This is a genomic window from Mesorhizobium onobrychidis (assembly GCF_024707545.1).
Taxonomy (GTDB): domain Bacteria; phylum Pseudomonadota; class Alphaproteobacteria; order Rhizobiales; family Rhizobiaceae; genus Mesorhizobium; species Mesorhizobium onobrychidis.
The window spans coordinates 2,047,706-2,073,137 of record NZ_CP062229.1; the positions used below are offsets into that span (position 1 = coordinate 2,047,706).

Here is a 25,432-nt window from a genome sequence, read left to right on the forward strand (position 1 = left end):
CCGATGAGCCTGTTTGTCTTCTTCGCGGTGCTCGCCGCCGCCGCCATGCACGCGATCTGGAACGCGCTGGTCAAGGTCCATCTTGACCGCTTCCTGTCGATCACGCTGATGACGCTCGGTATGGGCGCCGTGGCGCTGGTGGCGCTGCCTTTCGTCGACGTGCCGAAAGCGGAAGTGTGGCCCTATATCATCGCCTCGGTGATCTTCCATATGGGCTACAGGACGTTCCTGATCGGCGCCTACAAGGCCGGCGATTTTGCCCAGACCTATCCGCTGGCGCGCGGCACCGCGCCGCTGCTTGCAGCATTTGGCGGCATGGTGGTCGTCGCCGAAGTTCCGGCGCCGCTCGCCATTGTCGGTATCGTCCTGCTGTCGGCCGGCACGCTGGTGTTGTCGTTTCGCGGAGGCGCGCATCTGGAAAGGCTGAACCTGCGCGCCGTCGGCTTTGCGCTGGGCACATCGATCTTCATCGCCAGCTATACGCTTTCCGACGGCAGCGGCGCGCGGCTGGCCGCAACTGCATCGAGCTATGCGGCGTGGCTGTTCGTCTGTGATGCGGCATGGGCGCTGGTGCTGTGCCTGATCTTTCGCGGACCAAAGGCGCTGCCGGTGCTGGCGCGCGACTGGAAGGCGGGCGTGTACACCGGCGTGCTCAGCGGCGTCGCCTACTGGATCGTGATGTGGGCGATGACCAAGGCGCCGATCGCCTCGGTCGCGGCGCTGCGCGAAACCTCGATCCTGTTCGCCATGATGATCTCGGTGTTTGCGCTCGGCGAGAAGATGACGGGATGGCGCGGTGCCGCCGTGCTCAGCATTGTTGCCGGCGTCGTCGCGCTGAGGCTCGGGTAAGCTAAGCGCTCATCTCCAGATCGAACACGATCAGCCCGTCGGTTCCGCCTTCAAGCGCCGCGACCAGCCGAGCGCCGGCTCGGCTGTGAGCCTCATGCACCAGATAGGCGTCGCGTGCGGCGGCATCGCGGAAGTCGATGGTGAAGCCGTGCGTGAAGCCGCGCGCGAACGGCTCCGGGCTGGTGTTGACGCTGAATTCGACCTTGCCCATGCCGTCGATCACCCGCCGCAGCGCCTCAAGATCGGCATGGATTGCCGCGCGCTCGGTAGCGTCGACGTCGCTGCGAAATCTGACAAAAACACAGTGTCTGACCATTTTGAGTCCCTATGCCGCGCGGTTGCCGGAAAACACGGCCGGCGGCAGTGGTTCGCGGCCAAGGATCAGATCGGCGCCCTTTTCGCCGACCATGATGGTTGGCGCATTGGTGTTGGAGGATGGGATGTGCGGCATCACCGAGGCGTCGCAGACGCGCAACCCTTCGATGCCGCGCAGCCTGAGATCGGGCGTCACCACGCTCATCGCGTCATGGCCCATGCGGCAGGTGCCAACGGGGTGATGGTCGGTCTTGGAACTGCGGCAGGCATAATCGAACAGCTCGTCGTCGCTGGTGAGTGTCGGTCCCGGCAGCACCTCGCGCAGCACATAAGGGGCAAGTGCCTTCTGCCGCATGATCTCGCGCGCCAGCCTGAGCCCCTTGATCGACATGTCGCGATCGTAGGGATCTATCCAGTAATTCGGATCGATCAGCGGGCTGTCGGCCGGGTCGGCGCTGTTCAGCCGCACCGTACCGCGCGAACGCGGGCGCAGGAAAGCCGAGTTCAGCGTCACGCCCGGATTTTTCAGTTTCTCGACGCCGGCCTCGATGCCGGAGCCGAGGCCGAGATGGAGCTGGATGTCGGGCGAGGCGGCGGTCGGGTCGGCGTACCAGAAGCCGCCGGTCTCGAACAGGCTGGAGGCAACCGGTCCCTTCTTCAGCAGCAGATATTGCAGGCCGGCCCACACCGTCCGGTGCAGCTTGGCGTAGTTGTCGTAGGTGTGGTCGCCGGTGCATTCGGCAATGACGAACAGGTCGAGATGATCCTGCAGGTTGGAACCGACGCCGGGCAGGTCGTGGACCGGCATCACGCCGACCGACTTCAGATGATCGGCCGGGCCGATGCCCGATTGCATCAGCAGCTTCGGCGAGCCGATGGCGCCGGACGAGACGATCACTTCGCGCTCGGCACGCAGGGTCGTCGGCTGGCCGCCCGGCCTGTCGACGATCTCGACACCGACGGCGCGGCCTTTCTCGACGACGATGCGCGTCACCAGCACGCCGGTCCTGACGGTCAGGTTCTTGCGCTCGCGGATCGGCCTGAGATAGGCGACCGAGGCGGAGGAGCGTCTCGCGTCCTTCTGCGTCAATTGGTAATAACCGACGCCTTCTTGGGCTATCCCGTTGAAGTCCGGATTGAAGGGAATGCCCATCTCCTGTCCGGCGCGGAAATAAGCCTCGCAGATCGGCAGCGGCGCAATCGGGTTCGACACGCCGAGCGGACCCTGGTCGCCGTGAAAATCGTTGGCGTAGCGCTGGTTGTTCTCGGCCCGCTTGAAATAGGGCAGCACGTCGCGATAGCCCCAGCCGGCAAGGCCCTCTACCTTCTCCCAGGCGTCGTAATCGCGGGCGTTGCCGCGTGTATAGATCTGGGCGTTGATGGAGGAGCCGCCGCCGATCACCTTGGCCTGTGTGTACCGGAAGACGCGGTCCTTCATGTGCTTTTGCGGCACGGTCGACCAGCCCCAGGCGGCGATGCCCTTGGTCATCTTGGCGAAACCGGCCGGCATGTGGATCAGCGGGTGCCAGTCCTTGCCGCCGGCCTCAAGCAGCAGCACCTGATGCGACGGATCTTCGCTCAGCCGGTTGGCCAGGACGCAGCCGGCCGGGCCGGCGCCGACGATGATGTAGTCGGTCATGGCGTCACCTGTTCACAGCCTCGGCACCGACAGCGCACCGTCGACATTGATGATCGAGCCGGTCGAAAAACCGAGCTTGCCGCCGGCGAGTGCCACTACGGCGGCGCCGACATCGGCGGCTTCGCCCCAGCGCTTCGCCGGCACCAGCCCGCCGTCGATCAGCGCGTCGTATTTGGCGGTTAGGCCTGCGGTCATGTCGGTGCGGATGATGCCCGGCCGCACCTCGAACACACCGATGTTTTCGGGAGCAAGCCGCAGCGCCAGGGTCTTTACCCACATCGAAAGCCCGGCCTTGGAGATGCAATAGTCGGCACGTTCCGGCGAGGCCATTTCGGCGCTGACCGAGGTGACGGTGATGATCGATTTTGCGTGATCACCCGGCGCCGCAAGCATCGCCTTGGCAACGGCCTGGCTGAGGAACACCGTGCCGCGCAGATTGATCCCGAGGATCCGGTCGAAATTGTCCGGTTTCAATTCCAGAAGGTCGCCGCGCAAGATGGCACCGATGCCGGCATTGTTGACCAGGCAGTCGATGCGGCCGAAGGCACTTGTCACGGCATCAATAAGTGCTGAATGGCCGTCGAGGTCGGCAATGTCGCCGCAATGGTAGGCGAATTTCGCGCCGCGGGCGGCGATGTCAGCGGCAAGCCCGTTGGCGGCTTTTTCAGCAAGGTCCACGACAAGGATGTCGAAGCCCGCATCGGCCAGCGCCTCGGCGCAGGCCAGGCCGATGCCGCGCGCGCCGCCGGTGACGATCGCTGCCGGGCGGCTCATGCGACAAGCTCCGTCTTGCGGATGTGGTCGGCGACGCGCAATGCCTGCGCGGCGATCGACAGCGCCGGATTGACCGCGGCCGAGTTCGGCAGGAAGCTGCCGTCGACGACAAACAGGTTGTGGTGATCGAATGACCGGCAGAAGGGGTCGAGCGGCGAGGTTGCTGGATCGTCGCCCATCTTGACCGTGCCGCACTGATGCGACGGCGTGCGCTTGTCGAAAGGCCGCGACAGGACGATCGGATAGCCGCAGGCGCGGAAATTCTCGCGCATCACCTTGGTCAGTCCCTCAAGCGACTGCATGTTGGAGCGCCGCCACTGCATGACGATGTCCTTGCCGTCGACCATGAAGCGGCTTTCGGGATCGGGCAGGTCCTCGCACATCAGGTACCAGTCGACGGCGTGGCCGGCCATGAAGTCCAGCGCGAATTTGGGTGCAAGCTTGACGTTGGCCCTGAGGATGTTGCCGTCGATCTTGCCGAGAAGCTGGACGTTGCCGAGCGGCTTGCCGCCCTTGCCGTCGGACAGATAGTAGTCATTGAGCATCAGCGTCTTCTGGTAGACGGATGTGTTCCTGCGGCGCGGGTCGATCGCCAGCATGGCGCTCGAATTGTGGTTCATGAAGTTGCGGCCGACCTGGTCGGAACGGTTGGCGAGGCCATTGCCGCCTCCGTTGCTGTTGGGCGAGGGCGAGCGCAGCAGGATGACCGCCGAATTGACCGCGCCGGCCGAGAGGATGACCAGCTTCGGCGTCACTTTCTTCAGCGTGCCATTCTGGCGATAATGAACGGCGGCGATCGTCCTGGCATCCGATGACGCTTCGAGATATTCGACGTGGGCACCGGTTTCAAGCCTGATGTTCCGGTCGGTAAGTGCCGCTGTCAGTGGTCCCGATTGGGCGTCGACCTTACCGGTCCCGGTGTTGGGAAACGCATCCCAGCCTGTCTTGCCGTCCTTTAGCCAGGCATCGATGTCGACGCCGAGCGGCAGCGATGCCGGGTGCAGGCCCAGGCCCTTGAGTTCGGCACGGGCGCGGGCGATCGGCGGCTCGTCCGGCACCGGCCCGAACGCATAGGGTATCGAGTGGAACGGTTCGGTGGGGTCTTCGCCGAGTGCGCCGCGCACGCGAAAAAGCTGCTCGGCCTTGGAGTACCAGGGCTCGAACTCGTCATAGGAGAACGGCCAGGCCGGCGAGACGCCGCCATAGTGCTCCATGGCGGAAAAGTCTTGCCTGCGGTAGCGGATCAGCACCGCGCCATAGAATTTCGAATTGCCGCCGACATAGTAGTAGTTGCCGGGATTGAACGCAGCACCCCCGGCCTCGAGCCACATTTCCTTCGGCCGATAGTGGCCGTCGACGAAGATGGCGCGCGTGTCACGCGTATGCGGCGTCGCCGGCAGTGGTTCGCCGCGCTCCAGCATCAGGATCGAGGCGCCACTGCCGGCAAGGCCGGAAGCGATCGTGGCGCCGCCGATGCCGGAGCCGATGATGACGATGTCCGGGTTTGTCATGGCTGTCAGAGGATACGGTTCTCGGTCGCCGGATCGAAGAACACCGCCTTGGTCAGGTTGAAGGCGAGCGGCGTGACCGTGCCCGGCTGGATATTGGCGTCGGCGCGCAGACGCGCCACCACCGCCTTGCCGCCGAGATTGGTGACGGCGAAGGTATCGGAGCCGGCCGGTTCCACGACTTCGATGTGACAGTCGGCGGTGGCGATGTTCGATGCGTTGCGTTCGGCTCCTTCAGGATCGGTCAGGGCCTCGGGGCGGACGCCGAAGATTATCGGCTTGCTGTGGAATGCCGACAGACCCGTCGGCGCATCGGCCAGCGGCAGCGAGATCGGCTCGCGCGCCTCGCGCTGCAGCACCACGGAAAGCGCATTGCCATTGCCACCGATCGTCGCCGGAATCAGGTTCATGGCCGGCGAGCCCATGAAGTCGGCAACAAACAGGTTGGTCGGGTTGTTGTAAATTTCGGCAGGCGTGCCGAACTGCTGCACCTCGCCGTCGCGCATCACCGCGATCTTGGTGGCCAGCGTCATCGCCTCGATCTGATCGTGGGTGACATAGACGATTGTCGTGCCTGTGGTCGCGTGCAGCCGCTTGATCTCGATGCGCATGTCGACGCGCAGCTTGGCGTCGAGATTGGAGAGCGGCTCGTCGAAGAGAAAGAGCTTGGGGTCGCGCACCAGCGCGCGGCCCATGGCGACGCGCTGGCGCTGACCGCCGGAGAGCTGGCTCGGCTTGCGCTGCAGGAGGTGGCCGATCTGCAGCACCTTCGCCACCTTGTCGATCGCCTTCTGGCGCTCAGCTGCCGGCACGCCGCGCATCTCCATGCCGAAAGCAATGTTTCCTGCGACCGTCATGTTCGGGTAGAGCGCGTAGCTCTGGAACACCATGGCGATGTCGCGCTTCGAAGGGTGGAGATCGTTGATCGTCCGGCCGTCGACGCGGATTTCGCCTTCGGTGATGGTTTCCAAGCCGGCGATGGTGTTGAGCAAGGTCGACTTGCCGCAGCCGGACGGGCCGACCAGCACGAGGAAGCCGCCCTTTTCGAGATCGAGGTCGATGCCCTTCAGGATCTCGACCGATCCGAACCGCTTCCTCAGCCCATCAATTTCGAGAAAAGCCATTCGATTATCCTTTGACGGCGCCGGCCATCAGGCCGCGCACGAAATAGCGGCCAGCGACCACATAGACGAGAAGGGTCGGCAGTGCGGCGATCATCGCCGCCGCCATGTTGACGTTGTATTCGACGACACCGGTCGAGGTATTGACGACGTTGTTCAGCGCCACGGTCATCGGCATCGCGTCACCGGTGCCGGCATAGGCCGAGGCGAACAGGAAGTCGTTCCAGATGTTGGTGAACTGGTAGATGACGGTGACGACGAAGATCGGCATCGAATTCGGCAGCATGATGCGCCGGAAAATCTGGAAGAAGCTGGCTCCGTCGACCTGTGCCGCCTTGACCAGTTCGGTCGGGAACGCCTCGTAATAATTGCGGAAGAACAAAGTGGTGAAGCCGAGCCCGTAGACGACGTGGACAAAGACCAGGTTGACCGTCGGATTGCCCAAGCCGAATGAAAATCCCGTTGCGTTGCGCAGCGTCACGCCGAAACGGCCGAGGCTGCCGAGGATCGTCGCCATCGGCAACAGCACCGACTGGAATGGGATGAAGCAGGCAAACAGCATCAGCCCGAAAACCAGCGTGTGGCCGCGGAAGCGCCATTTGGTCAGGACATAGCCGTTGAGCGCGCCGAGCAGCGTCGAGATCAGCACCGCCGGAACCACCATCTTGATGGAATTCCAGAAATAGCCCTTGATGCCGGCGCAGGTCAGGCCGACGCAGGTCTCGCCCCACGCCTTCAGCCACGGCTCGAAGGTCGGCGCCTGCGGCAGCGCCAGCATGTTGCCGTTCTGGATCTCGTCCATCGTCTTGAACGAAGTCACCAGCATGACGAACAGCGGCATCAGGTAGAACAGCGCGAACAGCGCCAGCAGGCCATAGATGACGATGCGGTTGACGGTCCTGGCGCTGATACCGCCAGTGCGAGCGGGCGAGGCAATGACGCTCATCGCGGTCGCTCCCTGAGCTCGGAATAGAGATAGGGCACGATGATCGCGGTGATGGTCATCAGCATGATCACGGCGCTGGCCGAGCCGACGGCCATTTCGTTGCGCTTGAAGGTGTACTCATACATGAAGTTCGACGGCAGCCAGGCCGAGCCGCCCGGCCCGCCGCTGGTCAGTGCTACGACCAGATCGTAGGACTTGATGGCGAGGTGGGCGAGCACGATGAAGGCCGAGAGGAACACCGGCCGCAGCAGCGGGATGACGATGCGGCGATAGAGCTGGAACGTGGTTGCGCCGTCGATCTGCGCCGCCTTCATGATCTCCCCGTCGATGCCGCGCAGGCCGGCGAGGAACATCGCCATGATGAAACCCGAGGCCTGCCAGACGCCGGCGATCACCACAGTGTAGATGACGAAATCCTTGTTTTTGATCCAGTCGAAATGGAAGCTCGTCCAGCCCCACTGGTGCAGCGTCTGCTCAAGGCCGAGGCCGGGATCGAGGAACCATTTCCATGCGACGCCGGTGACGATGAAGGATAGCGCCATCGGGTAGAGGTAGATCGGCCGCAACATGCCTTCGCCGCGGATCTTCTGGTCGAGCAGGATGGCCAGGAAAAGGCCGAGCGCCAGGCAGATGAAGATGTAGAGAAAGCCGAAAATGCCCATATTGGTGATCGACGTGTACCAGCTCGATGGCGGGTCGCTCTCGAAAGTCCAGCGCCACAGTCGCTGATAGGCGCGCGGCCCTGATATGGCATAGGACGGGAAGGTCTTGGAGTTGGTGAAGGACAGATAGACCGTCCACAGGATGAAGCCGTAGACGAAGACAATAGTGATCGCAAAGCTTGGCGCCAGTACGATCTTCGGCAGCGCGTCCTGCAGGCGCGAACGCACCGAGGCGCCCGGGCGCGCATTATGCTCCGGCGTCAGCTTGATCTGGGTCGCGACCGTAGTCATGGGCTCCTCCCTCTCGGGTCCCTTCACCGCCAGGCGGGGAAGGATAGCCCCGTCCAGACGGGGCGTGTTGGTTGATCGCCGGCGCCAGGTGATAAGCATTCCGACACGAGGCCGATCATCCTGGCTTAGTTGAACCTTCCCCACCGGAGCGGGGAAGGTTCCCTCCATGCCTGGTTCCTACTTGGCGTCTTCGATCGCGTTGACCAGCTGGGTCACGGCCTCGTCCGAGGTCTTGATCTGGCCGTGGACGAATTTCGAGACGACGTCCTTGTAGGCATTGGCGACGGCCGGCGGCGCGCCATAGCCTTGCGCCAGCGAACCGAACAGCGTGCCGCCTTCGCTGGCGGCCTTCAGGTCGGCCATGCCCTTCTTGCCGCAAGCGTCGAAGTCCGTGTCAGGCACGTCGGTGCGGGCCGGGACCGAGCCCTTGACGACGTTGAAGGCCGACTGGAAGCTCTTCGACAAAGTGGCGGTGGCCAAGGCGACCTGGGCGGCCTTACGGTCCTCCGGAACGTCGAACATGCCGAACATGTCGGAGTTGTAGACCACGCTGCCGTCGGTGCCCGGGAAGCGGTAGCACAGGAAGTCGGTGCCCGGGGTCTTCTTGGCGGCGTTGAATTCGCCCTTGGCCCAGTCGCCCATGACCTGCACCAGCGCGTCGCCTTTGATGACCATGGCGGTGGCGAGGTTCCAGTCGCGGCCCGAGAAGTTCGGGTCGACATAGGTGACGAGCTTGGCGAGGTTGTCGAACGACTTCTTCATCGTGTCGGACTTCAGCTGCTCCTCGTCGAGGTCGTTGAAGGCCTTTTTGTAGAACTCAGGTCCGCCGGTCGACAGTACGACCGAATCGAACATGGTGGCTTCCTGCCAGTTCTGGCCGCCGAGCGCGAGCGGGATAACGCCCGCCGCCTTGGCCTTGTCGAGCAGCGCGACGAAGTCGTCGAAGGTCTTCGGCTCGGTGCCGCCGATCTTGTCCATCACCGCCTTGTTGATCCACAGCCAGTTGACCGAGTGGACGTTGACCGGAGCCGCGACCCACTTGCCGTCATAGACCGAGAATTTCTGCAGGGCGGCTGGCACGGACTTGTCCCAGCCTTCCTTTACCGCCGTCTCGGTCAGGTCGCCCATCACGCCGGCCGCGGCATAATCGAGCACGGTATAGCCGAGCATCTGCGAGGCGGTCGGGTAGTTGCCGGCCGCGACCATCGCTTTCAGCGCGGTCATGGCGGCGTCGCCGCCGCCGCCGGCCACGGGCACGTCCTTCCAGGCAAAGCCTTGCTTGGCCAGATCCTCCTTGAGCACGTTCAAAGCAGCCGCTTCGCCGCCAGACGTCCACCAATGCAGCATCTCGACTTCCTTGACGTCCTGGGCATGGGCTGCGAACGCAAGACCCGAGCCGAGAGCCGTTCCGATAAGCAATTTGCGCAACATGTACTTCCTCCCTTGTTGCAGCTACACGACCGGCGATTGTCCGCCGGGTTCTTCCCAACTCAGCCGACCCACCATCCGGTGCGCTGGCCGCGATGAAACTGGATTGTCTTTTCCTCGGTATAATCCTCGACGGCGCGCCTGCCGAGTTCGCGTCCGAGACCGGACTGCTTGTAGCCTCCGAAAGGCAGCTCGGGATAACCTTCCATGAACGTGTTCACCCAAACAGTTCCCGAACGCACACTCCGCGCCACCGACATGCAGGTGTCGATGCTGGCGCTCCACACGCCCGCCGATAGACCATAGGGCGTGTTGTTGGCGATGCGCAACGCCTCTTCAATCGATCCAAACGTCAGCACCGACAGCACCGGTCCGAACACTTCTTCACGTGCAATGGCCATGTCTTCGGTGACGCCGCGAAGGATGGTCGGGTCGAGATACTGACCGGCACTGGAGGCGATCTGCTTGCCGCCGCTATAGACGCTGCTGCCGTCATTTGCCGCCGCCGCCACGTAGCCGGTCACCTTGGCCAGGTGCTCGGAAGAGATCATCGCGCCGACCTTGGTGCTGTCGTCGAGCGGATCGCCGACGGTGACCCTTGCGGTGAGCGCCTTCACTGCGCCGAGGAAGTCGTCGGCGATCGCCTCGTGGACGATCAGCCGGCTGCCGGCGTTGCAGCATTCGCCGGCGTTGAAAAAGCCGCCGAACACCGCCGCGTCGGCCGCCGCTTCGAAGTCGGCGTCTGGAAAGACGATCTGGCCGTTCTTGCCGCCGAGCTCCATCGAGACTTTCTTCAGCCAGTTCGCAGCCGACGCCATGGTCACCTTGCCGACCCGGGTGGAGCCGGTGAACGACACCATCTCGACCAGCGGATGGCTGACCATCGCGGCGCCGACATCGGCGCCCAGACCAGCGAGGATGTTGACGACGCCATCCGGCAAGCCGGCCTGCATCAGGATGTCGCCGAGCACGAAGGTCGAGGCCGACGTCATCTCGCTCGGCTTGACCACCGCCGTGCAGCCGGCGGCGAGCGCGAACGGCAGTTTCTGGCTGACGATGAGGAAGGGAAAATTCCACGGCGTGATGATCGAGACGACGCCGATCGGTTCACGCAGCACGACGCCCAGCATGGCGTCGCCGAGGTTGGCGTAGGTCTCGCCATGGAGCGTGCGGGCAAGCGCCGCGGCATAGCGCCAGATGTCGACGGCGCCGCCGATCTCGCCGCGCGCCTGGGCGATCGGCTTGCCGGATTCCAGCACGTCGAGCCGGGCGATCTCCTCGAGCCGCGTCTCGATCAGGTCCGCTGCCTTGAGCAGGATCGCGGCGCGCTCGCCGGCCTTCATGTGCGGCCAGGGGCCGGTCACGAAAGCCTTGTGCGCGGCGGTCACCGCCGCCTCGACGTCCGCTTCGCCGGCTTGCGCATAGCGCGAAACGGTGAAGCCGTGGCCGGGACTGTTGCGCTCCAGCGTGCGGCCGTCGCGGGCATCGACGAACTTGCCGTCGATCAGCAGCCGGTAGCTCTTCGGCGTCGCGGCTGCCTCGGCGGGCATGGCGATGGTGAGGGGCAAGTTCATGTGATTTCCAGGTTCCGCTCGCATTCTATGATCTTGAAAACGCTGGTTTCTGCTTGGCCTTGAAAGCGTCGACACCAGCCTTGAGATCGCCGGTCAGCGCGATGAAGCCACTGGCCAGCGCCTCTGTCGCGGCAGCACTTTCCTCGCCCTCGGCGACTGCGATCATCAGCTTGGCGGCCTCGGTTGCCAACGGGCCGCGCTCGGCGATTTTGCCGGCCCACGCCTTGGCCTCGATGAACGCCTTGCCCGTGTCGACCACCCGGTCGACGATGCCCAGAGCGAGTGCTTCGGCCGCCACGAACGTCTCGCCGCCGATTGCCATGCGCCGCACCGTCTGCGCGCCGAAGCGGCGCACCGCGCGCTGCGTGCCGGACCAGCCGGGCACCACGCCGATCGAGGTTTCCGGGAAGCCTAATTTCACCTGCGCCTCGGCGACGCGGAAGTCGCAGGCGACCGCCAGTTCAAGCCCGCCGCCCAGCGCATGGCCGGACAGAACGGCGATGGTCGGCTGCCGTAGCTGCGCCAGCCGGTCGAAGACGCGGTGGCCATAGCGCACCCATTGCACCTGAAAATCGGCGGCACTCATTCGCGACCACGCTTCGACGTCGCCGCCGGCGCAAAAGCCCTTGCCTTCGCCACACAGCAGCACGACGCGGACGCCGTCCGCGGCCTCGGCCGTATCGAGCGCGGCTTCCAGCGCGCGCAGCATCGGGATGTCGAGCGCGTTGAATTTCTCCGGCCGGCGCAGCGTGACGATGCCGCGGTCGCCGTCGGTTTCAAAGGTGACGAGACGCTCAGCCATGCGCGCCTCCAAGCGAGGCGCCGCCATTGAGCGACAGTCCGATCGGCCGGTCACGGTAGAGCGCGTCCGGCGTGACTTTCAGGTCGTTGGCGACGGCGAGCGGGATCTCGGCCTGCGCCAGCACGTCGCGCTGAAGATCGATACCGGGTGCCAGCTCAGTCACCATCAGCCCATCCGGCGTCAGCTTCATCACGCAGCGTTCGGTGACATAGGTGATGTCCTGTCCTTGCGCGACGGCGCGCTTGCCCGAGAAGGAAATGTGCTCGACCTCGCCGACCACTTTCTTGACCTTGCCTTCCCCGTCGATGCGGATGCCGCCATCGGTCAGCGACAGCTTGGCGCCGGCATTGAAGAAGCCGGAAAAGACGATTCTTTTCGCCCGCGCGGTGATGTCGACGAAACCGCCGGCGCCGGCGGTGACATGCGGCCTCGCCGAAAGCTTCGACACGTTGACTGAGCCGTGGCGGTCGATCTGCAGGAAGGACAGCAGCGACGCGTCGAAGCCGCCGCCCTGGAAGTAGATGAACTGGTGCGGCGAAGGCATGAACGCGTCGGCATTCGACGAGCAGCCGAATTTGAAGTCGAGCAGCGGCACGCCGCCGACCGCGCCCTGTTCGATCACCCAGGTGACTTTGCCGTGCTGGCCTTCCTCGATAAGGATGCGCGGCACGTTGGCCGAGATCCCGAAGCCGATATTGACGGCCATGCCGTCGGCAAGCTCCATCGCGACGCGCCGCGCGATCACCTTCTGGACGCTCATCTCGGCATTGCGGAAGGTCGACAGCGGCCGGAAGATCTCGCCCGAGATCGCCGGATCGTAGGCTGTCAGCGTCGTCTGCAACTGGTCGGGCGCCACCACGATATGGTCGACCAGCACACCGGGCACGCGCACGTCATGCGGCTTCAGCGTGCCGTTCTCGACGACGCGCTTGACCTGCGCGATGACGATGCCACCGTTGTTGCGGGCGGCGAGCGCCTGTTCCAGCCCACCGAGATAAGCGCCCTCGTGCTCATAGGTCAGGTTGCCGCGCTCGTCGGCCGTCGTCGCCCGGATGATTGAGACGTCAGGCACGATCGAGCGGAAATAGAGCCATTCCTCGCCGTCGAACTGCTGCACCGATACGATCGGCTCGCTGGCGGCCGCGTTCATGGCACAGCCCTGATGACGCGGGTCGGCGAAGGTATCGAGGCCGACCTTGGTCAGCACGCCGGGGCGCTTGGCAGCGGCTTCGCGGTGCATGTCGAACAGGATGCCTGAGGGCACGTTGTAGGCAGCGACCGAATTGTCGCCGATCATCTTCCATATCTGCGGCGGTTCCGAAGAGGACGGGCCGGACGGATAGGAACCGCACAGCGTGCGCTTCAACAGGCCGGGCTTGGCCAGATGGTCGATGCCCTTGATGCCGTACATGTCGCCGGCGGCGATTGGATGCAGCGTCGTGATGTTCTTCGGATGGCCTTCCGCTTCGAAGCGCTCACCGATGGCGGCAAGCACCGCATCCGGGCAGCCGAGGCCGCTCGACGACGACACGGAAACGACCATGCCGTCACCGATCAGGCCGGCGGCTTGCGCTGCGGAGACAAGCTTGCTCACCCTGCGCCCCCGAGTTTCGGATCGATCGCGGCTGATTTGCCGGACTTGGCTGATTGCAACGCCGCCTCGGCTGATGTCAGCGACCAGACGCCGTCCTCGCCGGTGGCTGACGGCTGGCCTTCGCCACGGATTGCCGCATGGAACTGGCGCAGGGACCTGACATAGAGATCTTCGCGGTCGAAGCTCAATTCCTCCTCGCCTTTTGCCGTGCGCAGCAGCACAGAGCCGATCGGCTTCTGCGTCATCACATCTTTCGCGATCAGGGAGCCTTCGCTGCCATGCACCTCGAAGCCGGTGCTGGCGAATTTGGTGGTGAAGCCCTCATGCGACTGGGCGATGATGCCCGATTTGAAGCGCCAGATGCACATGGCGCTGTCCTCCAGGCCGCCGGCGGCCATGCCTGCGGCCTGGGTGAACGCCGAAACCTCGAGCGGATCGTCGTCGAGCACGAAACGCAGCGTGTCGGCATCGTGCACGGTGATGTCGAGCACGACGCCGCCGCCGGCTTCCGGCCTGGTGATGCGCCAGCCCTGCAGATTCTCAGGCAGATAGACGGAGTGAAAGACGCGCGCGGCGATCGGCTTGCCGATGCGGCCGCCGGCAATGGCTTCGCGCATCGCCCGGTGCGAGCCGGCATTGCGCAAATGATGGTTGGTGCCGAGCACGATGCCGGCCGCCTTGGCGGCGGCGACCATCTTGCGCGCATCGGCGCTGGTCAGCGCGAGCGGCTTTTCGCACAACACATGTTTTCCCGCCCTGATGGCGGCTAGTGCCTGTTCGAGATGCAGTTCGTTGGTGGTCGAGATGTAGACGGCGTCGATGTCGGAGCCGAGCAATTCATCGAGCGTCGAGACGGCAAGCAGAATGCCGTTCTCCTTGGCATAGGAAGTGGCGCGCTCCGGGCTGGAACTCATCACCGCCGTGATCTCGCTGTTCGGTTGCGCGCGGATGGCGTTGATCATGAATTGCCTGGCGATCGTGCTTGCGCCGATCAGTCCCCATTTGACGGTCATGCCGCGTCTCCCATTCCAGCACGGCGATCAGGACCGCAACTGTCCCTGATGACAAGGTTGACGGCGCCGATATGATCCTCGGCGCGCGTGGTGCGCGACTGAATCATCTTCAGCATGACATGGGCGGCGCGCTCGCCCAGGCCTGCCGAATCCACCGCGACGCTGGTCAGCGCCGGCATGTAATGCTGGGCTTCGATGACGTCGTCGAAGCCGACGACGGCGAAATCCGCGCCGGGCTCGAGGCCGCGCTTGCGCAGCGCCAGCATGACGCCGAAGGCGACCGCATCGTTGAAGCAAAGCGCCGCGGTCGGCGGCTCGGCCATGGCGAGGGCCGTCTCCAGGCAGGCAATGCCGCCCTTGCGGCTGGTTTCGCCTTCGACGACGAGTATATCGCGTTTGGCGATGCCGAGCCCCTCGCAGGCCTCGCGAAAACCGCCCAGCCGCTCGTGATAGACCACCAGGTCCGATGAGCCGCCGAAGAAGGCCAGCCGGCGATGCCCTTTGCCGATCAGATGGGCGGTGGCGAGCCAGGCGCCGCGATGATTGTCAGGCGCGATCACCGGGATGCGGCTTTCAGGAAGGCGGCGCATGGTGAAGACGATCGGAAGGCCCGCCGTCTCGATGCGGCGGAAAGCACCGGGCGTCGTGCCGCGCGCCGGCGACACGATCAGCCCGGCGACACCTTGCTCCATCAGCGATTTCAGCACCTCTTCCTGGCGCACCGGGTTCTCCGCCGTGTTGGCGATGAACGGTACGATGCCTGCCGACTGGAAGACACGCTCCATGCCGACCGCCATTTCGGCGAAAAACGGGTTGGTGAGATCGTTAATGACCATGCCGATGACGTTGGAATGGGCCTTGCGCAGATTGGCGGCGCCGCGGTTGTAGACATAGCCGACATCCTCGATCGCCTTGCGAACCTTCAGCGCGGTCTCAGGCCGGATCAGATCGCTGCCCTGCAGCACGAGCGACACCGTCGACTTGGACACGCCCGCCTCACGGGCAATGTCGAGTATCGTCGCCTTGGGCCTGCTGGCCATCCAGATCGTCCTCCGGTATTTTCTGGTCGAATTTATTGGAACGTTCTAATTGTGTGATGCATTTGAGTCAATCAGGATTTTTCCCGAATCCAGAAAACGGGTATTCAGCAGCTGAAGGCGGTGCTCTCAAAGGGCTTTATCGCTGCGAGGCAGCATTTCGGGGCATGGATTGAGAATCTAAAATGCTCTTGATTTATTGGAACGTTCCATTTAATAGGCGCGACCAAGGGAGAGATCGATGGACATTGCCTTGCCCGGGGAGGGCGGTCGCAGCACTCGCTACCGCCTTGTCGGCCAGCCGGCACAGCCGGTGATCGGCGCGCGGTTTTCGCGCATCGCCTATGCCGCCGCCCATGTCGTTGCCGATCCGCTTGAGATGACCGATCCATGGGCTCATCCAGCGGTCGACTGGGAGCGCACGATGGCGTTTCGCCATCATCTGTGGCGGCTCGGCTTCCGCATCGCCGAGGCGATGGATACTGCACAGCGTGGCATGGGTTTCGACTGGACAAACGCCAGGGAATTGATCCGCCGCTCGATCGCCGAGGCGCGAACCGTCGAGGGCGCCGACCTGGCCTCAGGTGCCGGAACAGACCATCTGGCGCCAGGCGCCGCCAGGACGCTCGACGATGTCATCGCGGCCTATGAAGAGCAGTTCGATTTCATCGAAGGCCTGGGCGGCAAGGCGATCATGATGGCCAGCCGCGCGATGGCGGCTGTCGCCAAGGGTCCCGACGACTATGTCAGCGTCTATGACCGCATCCTGTCCCAGGCATCCGGCAAGGTCATCCTGCACTGGCTGGGCGACATGTTCGATCCGGCGCTGAAGGGTTATTGGGGCAGCCATGATTTCGACACCGCGCTCGACACGGTCGTCGCCATCATCGAACGCCACGCCGGCAAGGTCGAGGGGATCAAGATATCGCTGCTCGATGCCGGCAAAGAGGTTGTCCTGCGCAACCGGCTGCCGGAAGGGGTCGTCATGTTCACCGGCGACGACTTTAACTACCCCGAGCTGATCGCCGGCGACGGCGAAAGACATTCGCATGCGCTGCTCGGGATTTTCGACGCCATTGCGCCGGTCGCCAATGCCGCGCTGGCGAAACTGGCCGCTGGCGACCGCTCAGGCTATGACGCGCTGATGGCGCCGACGGTATCTCTGTCGCGGAAAATCTTCGAGGCGCCGACCGAGTACTACAAGGCCGGTATCGTCCTCATGGCCTGGCTGAACGGCCACCAGGACCATTTCTCGATGGTCGGCGGCATGCAGTCGGCGCGCGGCATTAGCCACTATGCGGATGTGTTCCGTCTTGCCGACCAGGCCGGATTGCTGGCCGACCCGGAGCTTGCCATCGCAAGAATGAAGAACCTGTGCGCCGTGGCGGGCGTCTGAGCGCCAACCACAAGAAGAGCTCGCCCGAATCTCCGATTTGCCTTGTCCGGGCAAATCTGTATGCGCTATGCGTCCGACGCAGGACCATCCGGCGCGGCGACGCCAGTGGTCATAGCGACCGTTCTGCATAGGGATACGCCAATGGATTTCGACCTTCAGGGCAAGCGCGTTTTCGTGGCCGGGCATCGCGGCATGGTCGGATCGGCCATATTGCGCAGGCTGGCGGACGAGGACTGCGAGGTCCTGACCGCATCCCGCGATGAACTCGACCTGATGGACCAGGCCAGCGTGCGGCGCTGGTTGGCAGACCACAGGCCGGATGCGGTGGTGATGGCGGCGGCTAAGGTCGGCGGTATCCTGGCAAACAACAGGTTGCCGGTCGATTTTCTGCAGGACAATCTCATCATGCAGACCAATGTCATCGAGAGCGCTTTTCGCAACGAGGTGCAGAAATTGCTGTTTCTCGGTTCGTCCTGCATCTATCCGAAGTTTGCGGCACAGCCGATCTCCGAGGACGCCTTGCTGACCGGTCCGCTCGAACCGACCAACGAATGGTACGCGATCGCCAAGATCGCTGGGCTGAAACTGTGCCAAGCCTATCGGCGCCAATACGGTGTCGAGTACATCTCGGCGATGCCGACCAACCTGTATGGCCCCGGCGACAATTTCGACCTCTCCACCAGCCATGTCGTACCAGCCCTTATGCGCAAGGCGCACAAGGCCAAGCGGGCCGGCGACAAAACCCTGGAGGTCTGGGGATCGGGCACGCCGATGCGCGAGTTCCTGCATGTCGACGACGCCGCCGACGCTCTGGTCTGGCTGCTGAAAAACTATGCCGGCGACAGCCACGTCAATGTCGGCTCGGGCGAAGACATTACCATTGCCGAACTGGCCCGCACCATGCTCTCCGTCGTCGAAGCCGAGGCGGTGCTCACATTCGATGCGACGAAGCCGGACGGCACGCCGCGCAAGCTGATGGACGTATCGCGCCTGTTTGCCACGGGCTGGCGCCCGCGGTACTCGCTTCAGAGCGGATTGGAGCAGACCTATGCGTGGTTTCTCCAGCATATTGAGACAGGTGACCTCCGCCTCGGCGCGGCCTGATCCTCAATCGACGCCGATTGCCGCACCAGGCATGACGGCTAGTGCGGCCGTCTCTTGGCCGTGTCCAATGCAAAGTCGCTCGCCGACACGCTTGGATACCGTTTCGAATTCACCTGGGAGAGCGATGCCTCCAACGGACACCAAATTTCATATCGTCGAGGTGGCCGAAGAGATATTTTCTGCCGACTTCGCCGACTTCATTGAGAGCATTGGCTGGGCCAAAAAATCAAGGCGTCCGATTCTGGCATTCCCGAAAATACGGCGTTCACGCCGTCAGCCTGAAGCGCTCGTTGGACGAGGAAATCCGCAGGGCACGAGAGGCGGCGGATTGTCTGGATGGTGGGCGTGACAGGGATTGAACCTGTGACCCCTGCAATGTCAATGCAGTGCTCTCCCGCTGAGCTACACGCCCATCCGAAGCCGCGCATACACCATTTTTGCCACGGCGCGTCAATAGGAGGAAAAGGGAAAGAACGGTTCGCCTTGCCGCGCCGTTGAAGGCGCGCCGAAAGCCGGCGGCGGAAAGCGCGTCAGGCTGCCTGCAGCATCTTTTCGACCTCGTTGACGAGGTCGCGCAGATGGAACGGCTTCGACAGCACCTTGGCGTCTTTCGGCGCCTTGGAATCCGGATTGAGCGCAACGGCGGCGAAGCCGGTGATGAACATGACCTTGAGGTCGGGATCGATCTCGGTGGCGCGGCGGGCGAGTTCTATGCCGTCCATCTCCGGCATGACGATGTCGGTCAAGAGCAGCGAGAAGGGCTCTTCGCGCAGCCGCTCATAGGCGCTGGCACCATTGTCGAAGTCGCTGACCTGGTAGCCGGCACGCTCCAGCGCCTTGACGAGGAACCGGCGCATGTCATCGTCGTCTTCCGCCAGTAGAATGCGTGCCATCTTATCCCGTCCGAATCACCCGTCCGAGACTGCCGTGGGGCAGCCCGTTAACCATCCTGTATATGAGGAGGTGACGGTAAACATCAAGTGAACGATAAAGGACCCGATCCGCATTTAACAAAGCGGTCCGGACGCCGAAACGCTGGACATGCGGCCGGCGAGGTGGCACCTTCCAACCATGATGCATTGGTGTTTCCGGGTTCGTTCAAATTGAAAACGGCAGCCGAGGATTTTTCGGTCGTTCCTCCCTTCGAAATCCGGTCGGGCGCCGAACAGCGCGTCCCCTTCCTCTTCAACTCGCCGCATAGCGGCCGTCACTATCCGGACCGGTTCCTGGCCATGGCAAGGCTGGACCGAAACGCCATCCGCCGCTCCGAAGATTGCTACGTCGACGAATTGTTCGGCGGCGCCGTCGCGCTCGGCGCGCCGATGCTGGCGGCAAACTTCCCGCGCGCCTATCTCGACGTCAACCGGGAGCCGTGGGAACTCGATCCGCGGATGTTCGCCGAACCCGTGCCGTCGTTCTGCAACATCCGCTCGGCGCGCGTGGCCGGCGGGCTTGGCACGGTGCCCAAGCTGGTGGGAGAGGGGCTCGAAATCTATGCCGGCCGCTTGCCGCTGGCGGAAGCCGTCGCGCGCATCGAGGCTGTCTACAAGCCTTATCACGAGACGCTAAAACGGCTTTTGACCAGGACCCATGCGCGGTTCGGTTTTGCCGTGCTGATCGATTGCCACTCGATGCCGGCGAGCATCAGGGTCAGCGACAGCGGTGTCAGGCCCGACTTCATCGTCGGCGACCGTTTCGGTATCTCCGCCTCGGCAGCGTTGACCGAGACGGCGATCGGCCTGCTGATCGGCATGGGCTACACCGTCGCCCACAACAAACCCTATGCCGGAGGCTTCATCACCGAGCATTATGGCCGCCCCGTGCGCCATCTTCATGCACTGCAGATCGAGGTCAATCGCGGGCTTTACATGAACGAGCGGACGTTCCAGAAATCCGCCGGCTTCGATGCGCTCGCCGACGATCTGGCGCAATTCTCGGCCGACCTGATGGCGATGCCCGACCACAATTTTATCGATCTGCCGCTCGCCGCCGAATGATGCCGAAAATCGGAAGCGATTTTTACGTGGGATTCTGCGCGTGCGGGTCGGGGATGCGCGATCGGCTGGATGCTGCGCTGAAAAAAAGACCGCATCGTTTGCACGACACGGTCGAAGTCTAGGGAGGAAACGCCCAAGGAGGGCATGGACAGGAAAGCCTGTCCGAGAACAAATCTATTGTGCGATGCACAAATGTCAAGCCGTCGACCGGCGTTTTTAATTCACTATGATGTGGAAACTGAATTCGAGGGCGCCAGCGTTGCATTCGAGCAACAGTTGACGATGCGCAAAGTTCCGCACGCCCTTGTTTTGGCGGAAAACCACAGGCAAACGACTGTTCCAGCACCCTACAACGCGGGAGAATCAGTTGGACATCAGCATCGATTTCATGCGGCGCATTGCGCATGCCGCCGCAGCCGAAACCTTGCCGCGCTTCCGCAGCCAAGGCGCGGTCGCCAACAAGGAGCAAGGCAGCTTCGACCCGGTCACCGAGGCCGACCGCGAGGCCGAGCGGGTCATCCGGGCGCTTATATCAGCGGAATATCCCGATCACGGCATCCTCGGCGAGGAGCATGGCAGCGAGAACATTTCCAGCAGGCACGTCTGGGTGATCGATCCGATCGACGGCACGCGCGCCTTCATTTCCGGCCTGCCGGTGTGGGGAACATTGGTCGGGCTGACGGTCGACGGCGATGCCGTCGCCGGCATGATGTCGCAGCCCTTCACCGGCGAGCTTTTCTACGCCAACGCGTCCGGTGCCCATTATGAAGGCCCGGGCGGGCCGCGAAGGCTGACGACACGCAAGACGACAAGCCTCGCCGAGGCGACGCTGTTCACCACCACGCCGGCACTGTTCAAGGGAGACGCGCGTCTGCGCTACGACCTGTTCGAGAAGCAGGTCCAGCTCGCCCGCTACGGCACCGACTGCTATGCCTTCGCCATGGTCGCGGCAGGAAGCGTCGACATCGTCGCCGACCCCGGTTTGAAACCCTACGATATCGTCGCGCTGATCCCGATCATCGAGAAGGCTGGTGGCGTCGTCACCACCTTCGAAGGCGGACCGGCGGAAAGGGGCGGCGACATCCTGGCTGCGGCAACGCCGGAGCTTCATGCCGCCGCGATGGCGGCGCTGCGTGGCTGAAACCGGCTGGGCAGCTGGCCATTACGGACTGAGGTGCCCACGGCGACGATAACCCCATGCTCCTGACGGGAGGGTGTCAGCAGCTCTCGGTTATGGAGACAATGTCACGGGAGGGAATCACATGCCGACGCAGTCAACAACCAGCCGTTCCGAAGATGCGCCGGCAGAAAATGCTCCACCAGATGGCCGGGCCGATTTCGATTTCTTCTTCGGACGCTGGAACGTCAGCCATCGAAGGTTGCAGAAGCGGCTGCAAGGCGACACGAACTGGGACGTGTTTGGCGGGACATGCGACGTGCGCCCGATCCTTGGCGGCCTCGGCAATGTCGACGACAATGTGATTGAATTGCCCGGCGACGCCTATCGCGCCGCCACGCTGCGGACGTTCGATCCGGCGACGAGACAATGGTCGATCTGGTGGATCGACGGCCGCAACCCGGCGACCATCGATGTTCCGATGCGCGGCAGCTTCGAAGCAGCCGTCGGCACGTTCCTGTGCGAAGACGTCTTCGACGGACGCAATATCCAGGTTCGCTTCCTGTGGTCGCGGATCACTGAAAAATCGGCGCGCTGGGAGCAGGCTTTTTCACCGGATGGCGGCAAGACCTGGGAGACCAACTGGATCATGGATTTCGCCCGGCAGGGATAGGCCGACGATCGAGGTTGGCAGGCATTTTTCAAGCCGAGGCATGGACTTCAATGACTTGGAGCGCTCTTGGAGCGTCCGGAGGGAGTACGGCACTCAATCAGGCCGTGTCGTCGCTTCCCGGGATGAAGGCATCGAAGGCGGCAAAGAACTGCTCGCGATAGAAGTCGGCTTCCTGCAATATTTCATGGCGTGCGCCATCGATCACCAGCAGCGATCCGAGGCGCAGACGTCTGGTGTAGGTTTCCACCGCCTTGGTCGAGACGACCTGGTCGGCACCGGCGGCGATCACCAGCAAGGGTATCTGGATCCTGGCCATGAAGTCGGGATCGCTGATGGCCTCGGACGCCTGCGCCGCCGCTTTCAGCCAGCGTATCGTCGGGCCGCCGAGCGCCAGTTGCGGGTAGGTTTCGTAGATCAGCGTGTTGCGTCGATACCGCTCTGGATCTGATGTCACCATGTTGGCGGCAAACGGAATGGTTCTTCTGGGCCGCGGACCCCAGGCGGCATAAAGCTTGCCAAGGCCCAGCAGACAGAACAGCGAGCAGAGGCGGCGAACGGTGGTTGTCGAGACCGGCAGGTCGGGCACGGCCAGGAATGGCGCGATCAGCACCATGCGCCGTACGCGGTTTACCATCGACGGTGCGGCAAGCAGCGTAATCACCGCCCCGGCCGAATGGGCCAAGATATAATACGGCCCCCGGCAGTCGGGCAGCACGATCTCCTCGAAGAACTGTTCCAGGTCGCCGGTATAGTCGAAGAAGCTCCGGACATAGCCGCGCTCGCGGTCGCTGATCAGCCGGTCGGAACCGCCCTGGCCGCGCCAGTCAAGGGTGGCGACGCCGAAGCCGCGATCGGCAAGGTTGCGGATGGTCTCGAAATATTTTTCGATGCACTCGTTGCGGCCGGTCAGAACGACCACGGTGCCCTTCATCGGTCGGGCAACGGCGGGAAAGAGGCCGTAGCGGATCTTCTTGCCATCGCGCGTTGTAAAGAAACCACCGGCCCCATTTTCCGGTAGCGGATTGCCCGGAATTTCGCGGAAGAGGGGAATTTTGTTGTGGAGGTCCGTCATTCGGCGCTGCGTTTGTGTGTCGCTGCCTGCATGGCGCAAGCTTTGGTAGGCATAGACGCCCATGCAGCAAAAGCAAAGGAATTCCGGACGCGTTGGAAAGGCTGAACGAGGCAGCCAGCGAGTGAGGCCGAAAGCAGCTTGCGGCATGCTTCCGGCCCCCCGTCGATCCGGGAGGAAGGGACGTTACACCCGGCCGGCCCCGTTGCGGCATCTCGCGCAGGACCCGAAAATCGGACCCGATTTTCGCCGTGAATCATGCGCAATCAAAGTGTTACAGCGTCCTTTGCGTGTCCGAGAGGACGCGCGACGCCGTAACCGCCGCCTGTTCCTTGATCCTGGAAGCAGTCTAGCTCCGCTTAGCTGAACGCCCGCCGAAGCCGCGGTTCATCTGCCGTTCATCGAGAATCTTGAAATGCTTTCAGGTGTTCCCCAAATGTCTGTTGCGGCCGCCAATGTCGGGGCCGCTGGCCTATCCGGAACGCCGTCACGGGTTTCGCACCGGCCATACGCAAACCTTGTTGCTCAACAGGAGAACACACTATGCGTCACGTTGATTTTTCCCCGCTCTATCGTTCGACCGTCGGTTTCGACCGGCTGTTCACCATGCTCGATTCGCTTGCGCAGCCGGAAGGCGCGCAGACCTATCCGCCCTACAACATCGAGCGCACCGGCGAGGATTCCTATCGCATCTCGATGGCGGTCGCCGGCTTCTCGGACGACGAGCTCTCGATCGAAGCTCACCGCAATGTCCTGACCGTCAAGGGTGAGCGCAAGGAAGGAGGCAATGGCGAAGGCTCCGAACTGCTCTATCGCGGCATCGCCAGCAGGGCCTTCGAGCGCCGCTTCCAGCTTGCCGACCATGTTGAAGTCGTCGGCGCTTCGCTGAAGAACGGCCTGCTCTTCGTCGATCTCAAGCGCAATATTCCCGAGGAGCTGAAGCCCCGCAAGATCGCGATCACCGCGTCTTCGGCGAAGGCCAAGCAGATCGAGGCCAAGAACGCCGCGTAAGCTGCGTCACAAGACGATCTCAGGGACGAAGGGCGGCGCTTGGCGTCGCCCTTTTTTGATAGATAAGGTGCCGCCTATCCAGCAATTAGCTGGCTAAAGCGGCCGACCTCTTCGGCCGTGGTCGCAAAGCTGGTGACGAAACGATAGAGCGCTTCGGCCTCGCCTATATGGCCGTCAAAGCCATGCGGCACTCCCCAATCGTGGAATTTGGCGCCGGCCGCCTGCAGTCGTGCGGCATTGTTGCGGCTGAGGATCGCGAAGACCTCGTTGGACTGCGGCAGCCAAGCCAGGCGCGCCGCGGCAGAATCCTCAATCGCCGCTGCCAGGCGCGCGGCCATGGCGTTGGCGTACCGCGCGGTTTCCAGCCACAAATCGTCGGCGAAATAGGCTTCGAACTGCGCCGCGATAAAGCGCGACTTGGAAAAGTTCTGGGCGGCGCGCTGGCGCAACAGGCGCAAATCATGCCCCAGGTCTGGATTAAGAACCACGACTGCGTCGGCCATCCAGCAGCCGTTCTTGGTGCCGCCAAAGGAGACGATGTCGACGCCGCTCTTCCAGGTCATTTCCGCCACAGTGGTGTCTATCGCGGCAATCGCGTTGGCGAAGCGCGCGCCGTCCATATGCAGAGGCAACCCATGACGGTGGCTCACTTCGGAGATGGCTGTGATCTCGGCGACGGTGTAGACGGTGCCGACTTCAGTCGCCTGCGTGATCGTGACCGCCATCGGTTGGCCGGCGGGAGCCAGGTCTTGGGAATAGCGCATGATGGCCCGGTCGAGCGCCTGCGGATTGATGCGCCCCAATGGACCCGGCACCGGCGACATGCGCGCCCCTCCGGTGTAGAAGCCCGCCGCGCCGAATTCATCGACGGTCATATGCGCTTCGGAATGGCAGAAGGCGACGCCGCCAATTCGGTTGCACGCGCTCATGGAGAGGGCGTTGGCCGCCGTACCGGTTGCGACGAAGAACACTGCAACCTCGCGTTCGAAAATTTCGCTGAAGCGCCGATAGATGGCGCGGTCCAGGTCGCTGTCGCCGTAAGCAGTGGCAGCACCTGCGGCATGCCGGGATAAATTGGCTGAGATGTCGGGATGGGCGCCTGCCCAATTGTCGGAAGCGAAATTCATGCGTTTGCCTGTGCTGGGAAAATCGATGCAACCTTGGCCGCTTTCGCATGCCGCTCGCAAGTGCCAAGCGGCGGAAAAGCGGTAAAGCCAGCGAGAGGCCGGGACACAGGCGGACGACCGAAGGTTGCGTTTTGGTACGGTCGCGCGTAATTTTCTGTCTCTAAATGCCTAAGATTGTTGTGAATCGGTCTTGTGCGCATCCGCAATTTCTGTCATAAAAATTTAGGACAGTAGTGCTGTCTTATTTTGTCGCACAAAAACAGGCTGGATTGGCGTATCATTGGGCCTCTCCGGCCGTTGCCGCGAGCGACAGGTAGACAGCCCGGCTCTGGCCTGTACGATTGCCGGATGCGAACCAGGCCGCCTGGTTTGGCAAGGATTTCGC

General features: G+C 63.1%; 24 protein-coding genes and 1 tRNA gene. 8 read left to right on the top strand and 17 right to left on the bottom strand.

Annotation, left to right across the window (positions count from 1 at the left end):
• Positions 1-3 precede the first annotated feature (3 nt).
• Entirely contained in the window at positions 4-849 is an 846-nt protein-coding gene (locus IHQ72_RS10150) for an EamA family transporter (protein WP_258122303.1), read from the top strand.
• Between the two features lies 1 nt (position 850).
• Here the strand turns inward: IHQ72_RS10150 and IHQ72_RS10155 are convergent, their stop codons facing one another.
• From IHQ72_RS10155 to IHQ72_RS10215, 13 genes are all read right to left on the bottom strand, one after another.
• Positions 851-1,165: a Dabb family protein gene (locus IHQ72_RS10155; protein WP_258122304.1), complete on the bottom strand. Its 315-nt coding sequence runs from the start codon at positions 1,163-1,165 to the stop codon at positions 851-853.
• A gap of 9 nt (positions 1,166-1,174) precedes the next feature.
• Positions 1,175-2,803, bottom strand: a complete 1,629-nt coding sequence (locus IHQ72_RS10160) for a GMC family oxidoreductase (protein ID WP_258122305.1) — start codon at positions 2,801-2,803, stop codon at positions 1,175-1,177.
• 12 nt (positions 2,804-2,815) lie between these two features.
• Positions 2,816-3,577, bottom strand: coding sequence for a 3-ketoacyl-ACP reductase (locus IHQ72_RS10165; protein WP_258122306.1), 762 nt, complete (start codon positions 3,575-3,577; stop codon positions 2,816-2,818).
• Positions 3,574-5,088 carry a GMC oxidoreductase gene (locus IHQ72_RS10170; protein WP_258122307.1) on the bottom strand — a complete coding sequence of 505 codons (1,515 nt, stop codon included), beginning with the start codon at positions 5,086-5,088 and terminating at the stop codon, positions 3,574-3,576. Before IHQ72_RS10170 ends, IHQ72_RS10165 begins: the two co-directional genes overlap by 4 nt.
• Before the next feature lie 5 nt (positions 5,089-5,093).
• Positions 5,094-6,209, bottom strand: a complete 1,116-nt coding sequence (locus tag IHQ72_RS10175; protein WP_258122308.1) for an ABC transporter ATP-binding protein — start codon at positions 6,207-6,209, stop codon at positions 5,094-5,096.
• A gap of 4 nt (positions 6,210-6,213) precedes the next feature.
• Positions 6,214-7,152, bottom strand: a complete 939-nt coding sequence (locus tag IHQ72_RS10180) for a carbohydrate ABC transporter permease (protein WP_123149672.1) — start codon at positions 7,150-7,152, stop codon at positions 6,214-6,216.
• Complete coding sequence (locus IHQ72_RS10185) at positions 7,149-8,105, bottom strand: carbohydrate ABC transporter permease (RefSeq protein WP_258122309.1); 957 nt, start codon at positions 8,103-8,105, stop codon at positions 7,149-7,151. The genes IHQ72_RS10180 and IHQ72_RS10185 overlap by 4 nt, the downstream gene beginning before the upstream one ends.
• Before the next feature lie 177 nt (positions 8,106-8,282).
• Entirely contained in the window at positions 8,283-9,536 is a 1,254-nt protein-coding gene (locus tag IHQ72_RS10190; protein ID WP_258122310.1) for an ABC transporter substrate-binding protein, read from the bottom strand.
• A gap of 59 nt (positions 9,537-9,595) precedes the next feature.
• The gene (locus IHQ72_RS10195) at positions 9,596-11,107 is read right to left on the bottom strand and encodes an aldehyde dehydrogenase family protein (RefSeq protein ID WP_258122311.1); all 1,512 of its coding nucleotides are present in this window, start codon (positions 11,105-11,107) and stop codon (positions 9,596-9,598) included.
• 25 nt (positions 11,108-11,132) lie between these two features.
• The gene (locus IHQ72_RS10200; RefSeq protein ID WP_258122312.1) at positions 11,133-11,909 is read right to left on the bottom strand and encodes an enoyl-CoA hydratase/isomerase family protein; all 777 of its coding nucleotides are present in this window, start codon (positions 11,907-11,909) and stop codon (positions 11,133-11,135) included.
• Positions 11,902-13,452 (bottom strand): acyl CoA:acetate/3-ketoacid CoA transferase, encoded by a 1,551-nt coding sequence (locus IHQ72_RS10205; RefSeq protein WP_374120387.1) that lies wholly within the window; start codon positions 13,450-13,452, stop codon positions 11,902-11,904. Before IHQ72_RS10205 ends, IHQ72_RS10200 begins: the two co-directional genes overlap by 8 nt.
• A 47-nt stretch (positions 13,453-13,499) precedes the next feature.
• The gene (locus IHQ72_RS10210) at positions 13,500-14,516 is read right to left on the bottom strand and encodes a Gfo/Idh/MocA family protein (protein WP_258122314.1); all 1,017 of its coding nucleotides are present in this window, start codon (positions 14,514-14,516) and stop codon (positions 13,500-13,502) included.
• Entirely contained in the window at positions 14,513-15,556 is a 1,044-nt protein-coding gene (locus tag IHQ72_RS10215) for a LacI family DNA-binding transcriptional regulator (RefSeq protein WP_258122315.1), read from the bottom strand. The genes IHQ72_RS10210 and IHQ72_RS10215 overlap by 4 nt, the downstream gene beginning before the upstream one ends.
• A 238-nt stretch (positions 15,557-15,794) precedes the next feature.
• On the opposite strand from IHQ72_RS10215, the gene IHQ72_RS10220 reads away from it, so the two are divergent.
• From IHQ72_RS10220 to IHQ72_RS10230, 3 genes are all read left to right on the top strand, one after another.
• The gene (locus IHQ72_RS10220) at positions 15,795-16,949 is read left to right on the top strand and encodes a dihydrodipicolinate synthase family protein (RefSeq protein ID WP_258122316.1); all 1,155 of its coding nucleotides are present in this window, start codon (positions 15,795-15,797) and stop codon (positions 16,947-16,949) included.
• Positions 16,950-17,090: 141 nt separating this feature from the next.
• On the top strand, positions 17,091-18,053 hold the full coding sequence (fcl, locus tag IHQ72_RS10225; RefSeq protein WP_258122317.1) for a GDP-L-fucose synthase: 963 nt from the start codon (positions 17,091-17,093) through the stop codon (positions 18,051-18,053).
• 124 nt (positions 18,054-18,177) lie between these two features.
• Positions 18,178-18,402: a hypothetical protein gene (locus IHQ72_RS10230; RefSeq protein ID WP_258122318.1), complete on the top strand. Its 225-nt coding sequence runs from the start codon at positions 18,178-18,180 to the stop codon at positions 18,400-18,402.
• Here the strand turns inward: IHQ72_RS10230 and IHQ72_RS10235 are convergent.
• Positions 18,391-18,465 (bottom strand) — tRNA-Val (locus IHQ72_RS10235). The genes IHQ72_RS10230 and IHQ72_RS10235 overlap by 12 nt on opposite strands.
• Positions 18,466-18,583: 118 nt before the next feature.
• Entirely contained in the window at positions 18,584-18,946 is a 363-nt protein-coding gene (cpdR, locus tag IHQ72_RS10240; protein ID WP_006199474.1) for a cell cycle two-component system response regulator CpdR, read from the bottom strand.
• Positions 18,947-19,108: 162 nt separating this feature from the next.
• Between cpdR and IHQ72_RS10245 the strand changes: the two genes are divergently transcribed.
• From IHQ72_RS10245 to IHQ72_RS10255, 3 genes are all read left to right on the top strand, one after another.
• The gene (locus tag IHQ72_RS10245; RefSeq protein ID WP_258122332.1) at positions 19,109-20,050 is read left to right on the top strand and encodes an N-formylglutamate amidohydrolase; all 942 of its coding nucleotides are present in this window, start codon (positions 19,109-19,111) and stop codon (positions 20,048-20,050) included.
• Positions 20,051-20,417: 367 nt separating this feature from the next.
• On the top strand, positions 20,418-21,191 hold the full coding sequence (gene hisN, locus IHQ72_RS10250; RefSeq protein ID WP_258122334.1) for a histidinol-phosphatase: 774 nt from the start codon (positions 20,418-20,420) through the stop codon (positions 21,189-21,191).
• A 121-nt stretch (positions 21,192-21,312) separates the two neighbouring features.
• Positions 21,313-21,840, top strand: coding sequence for a DUF1579 domain-containing protein (locus tag IHQ72_RS10255; protein WP_258122335.1), 528 nt, complete (start codon positions 21,313-21,315; stop codon positions 21,838-21,840).
• A gap of 97 nt (positions 21,841-21,937) precedes the next feature.
• On the opposite strand, the gene IHQ72_RS10260 is transcribed toward IHQ72_RS10255, so the two are convergent.
• Complete coding sequence (locus IHQ72_RS10260; protein ID WP_258122336.1) at positions 21,938-22,912, bottom strand: alpha/beta fold hydrolase; 975 nt, start codon at positions 22,910-22,912, stop codon at positions 21,938-21,940.
• A 540-nt stretch (positions 22,913-23,452) separates the two neighbouring features.
• Between IHQ72_RS10260 and IHQ72_RS10265 the strand changes: the two genes are divergently transcribed.
• Positions 23,453-23,920 carry an Hsp20 family protein gene (locus IHQ72_RS10265; RefSeq protein ID WP_258122337.1) on the top strand — a complete coding sequence of 156 codons (468 nt, stop codon included), beginning with the start codon at positions 23,453-23,455 and terminating at the stop codon, positions 23,918-23,920.
• Between the two features lie 74 nt (positions 23,921-23,994).
• Here the strand turns inward: IHQ72_RS10265 and IHQ72_RS10270 are convergent, their stop codons facing one another.
• A complete protein-coding gene (locus tag IHQ72_RS10270; RefSeq protein WP_258122338.1) occupies positions 23,995-25,047 on the bottom strand; it encodes a threonine aldolase family protein in 1,053 nt (350 codons plus the stop codon).
• Positions 25,048-25,432 lie beyond the last annotated feature (385 nt).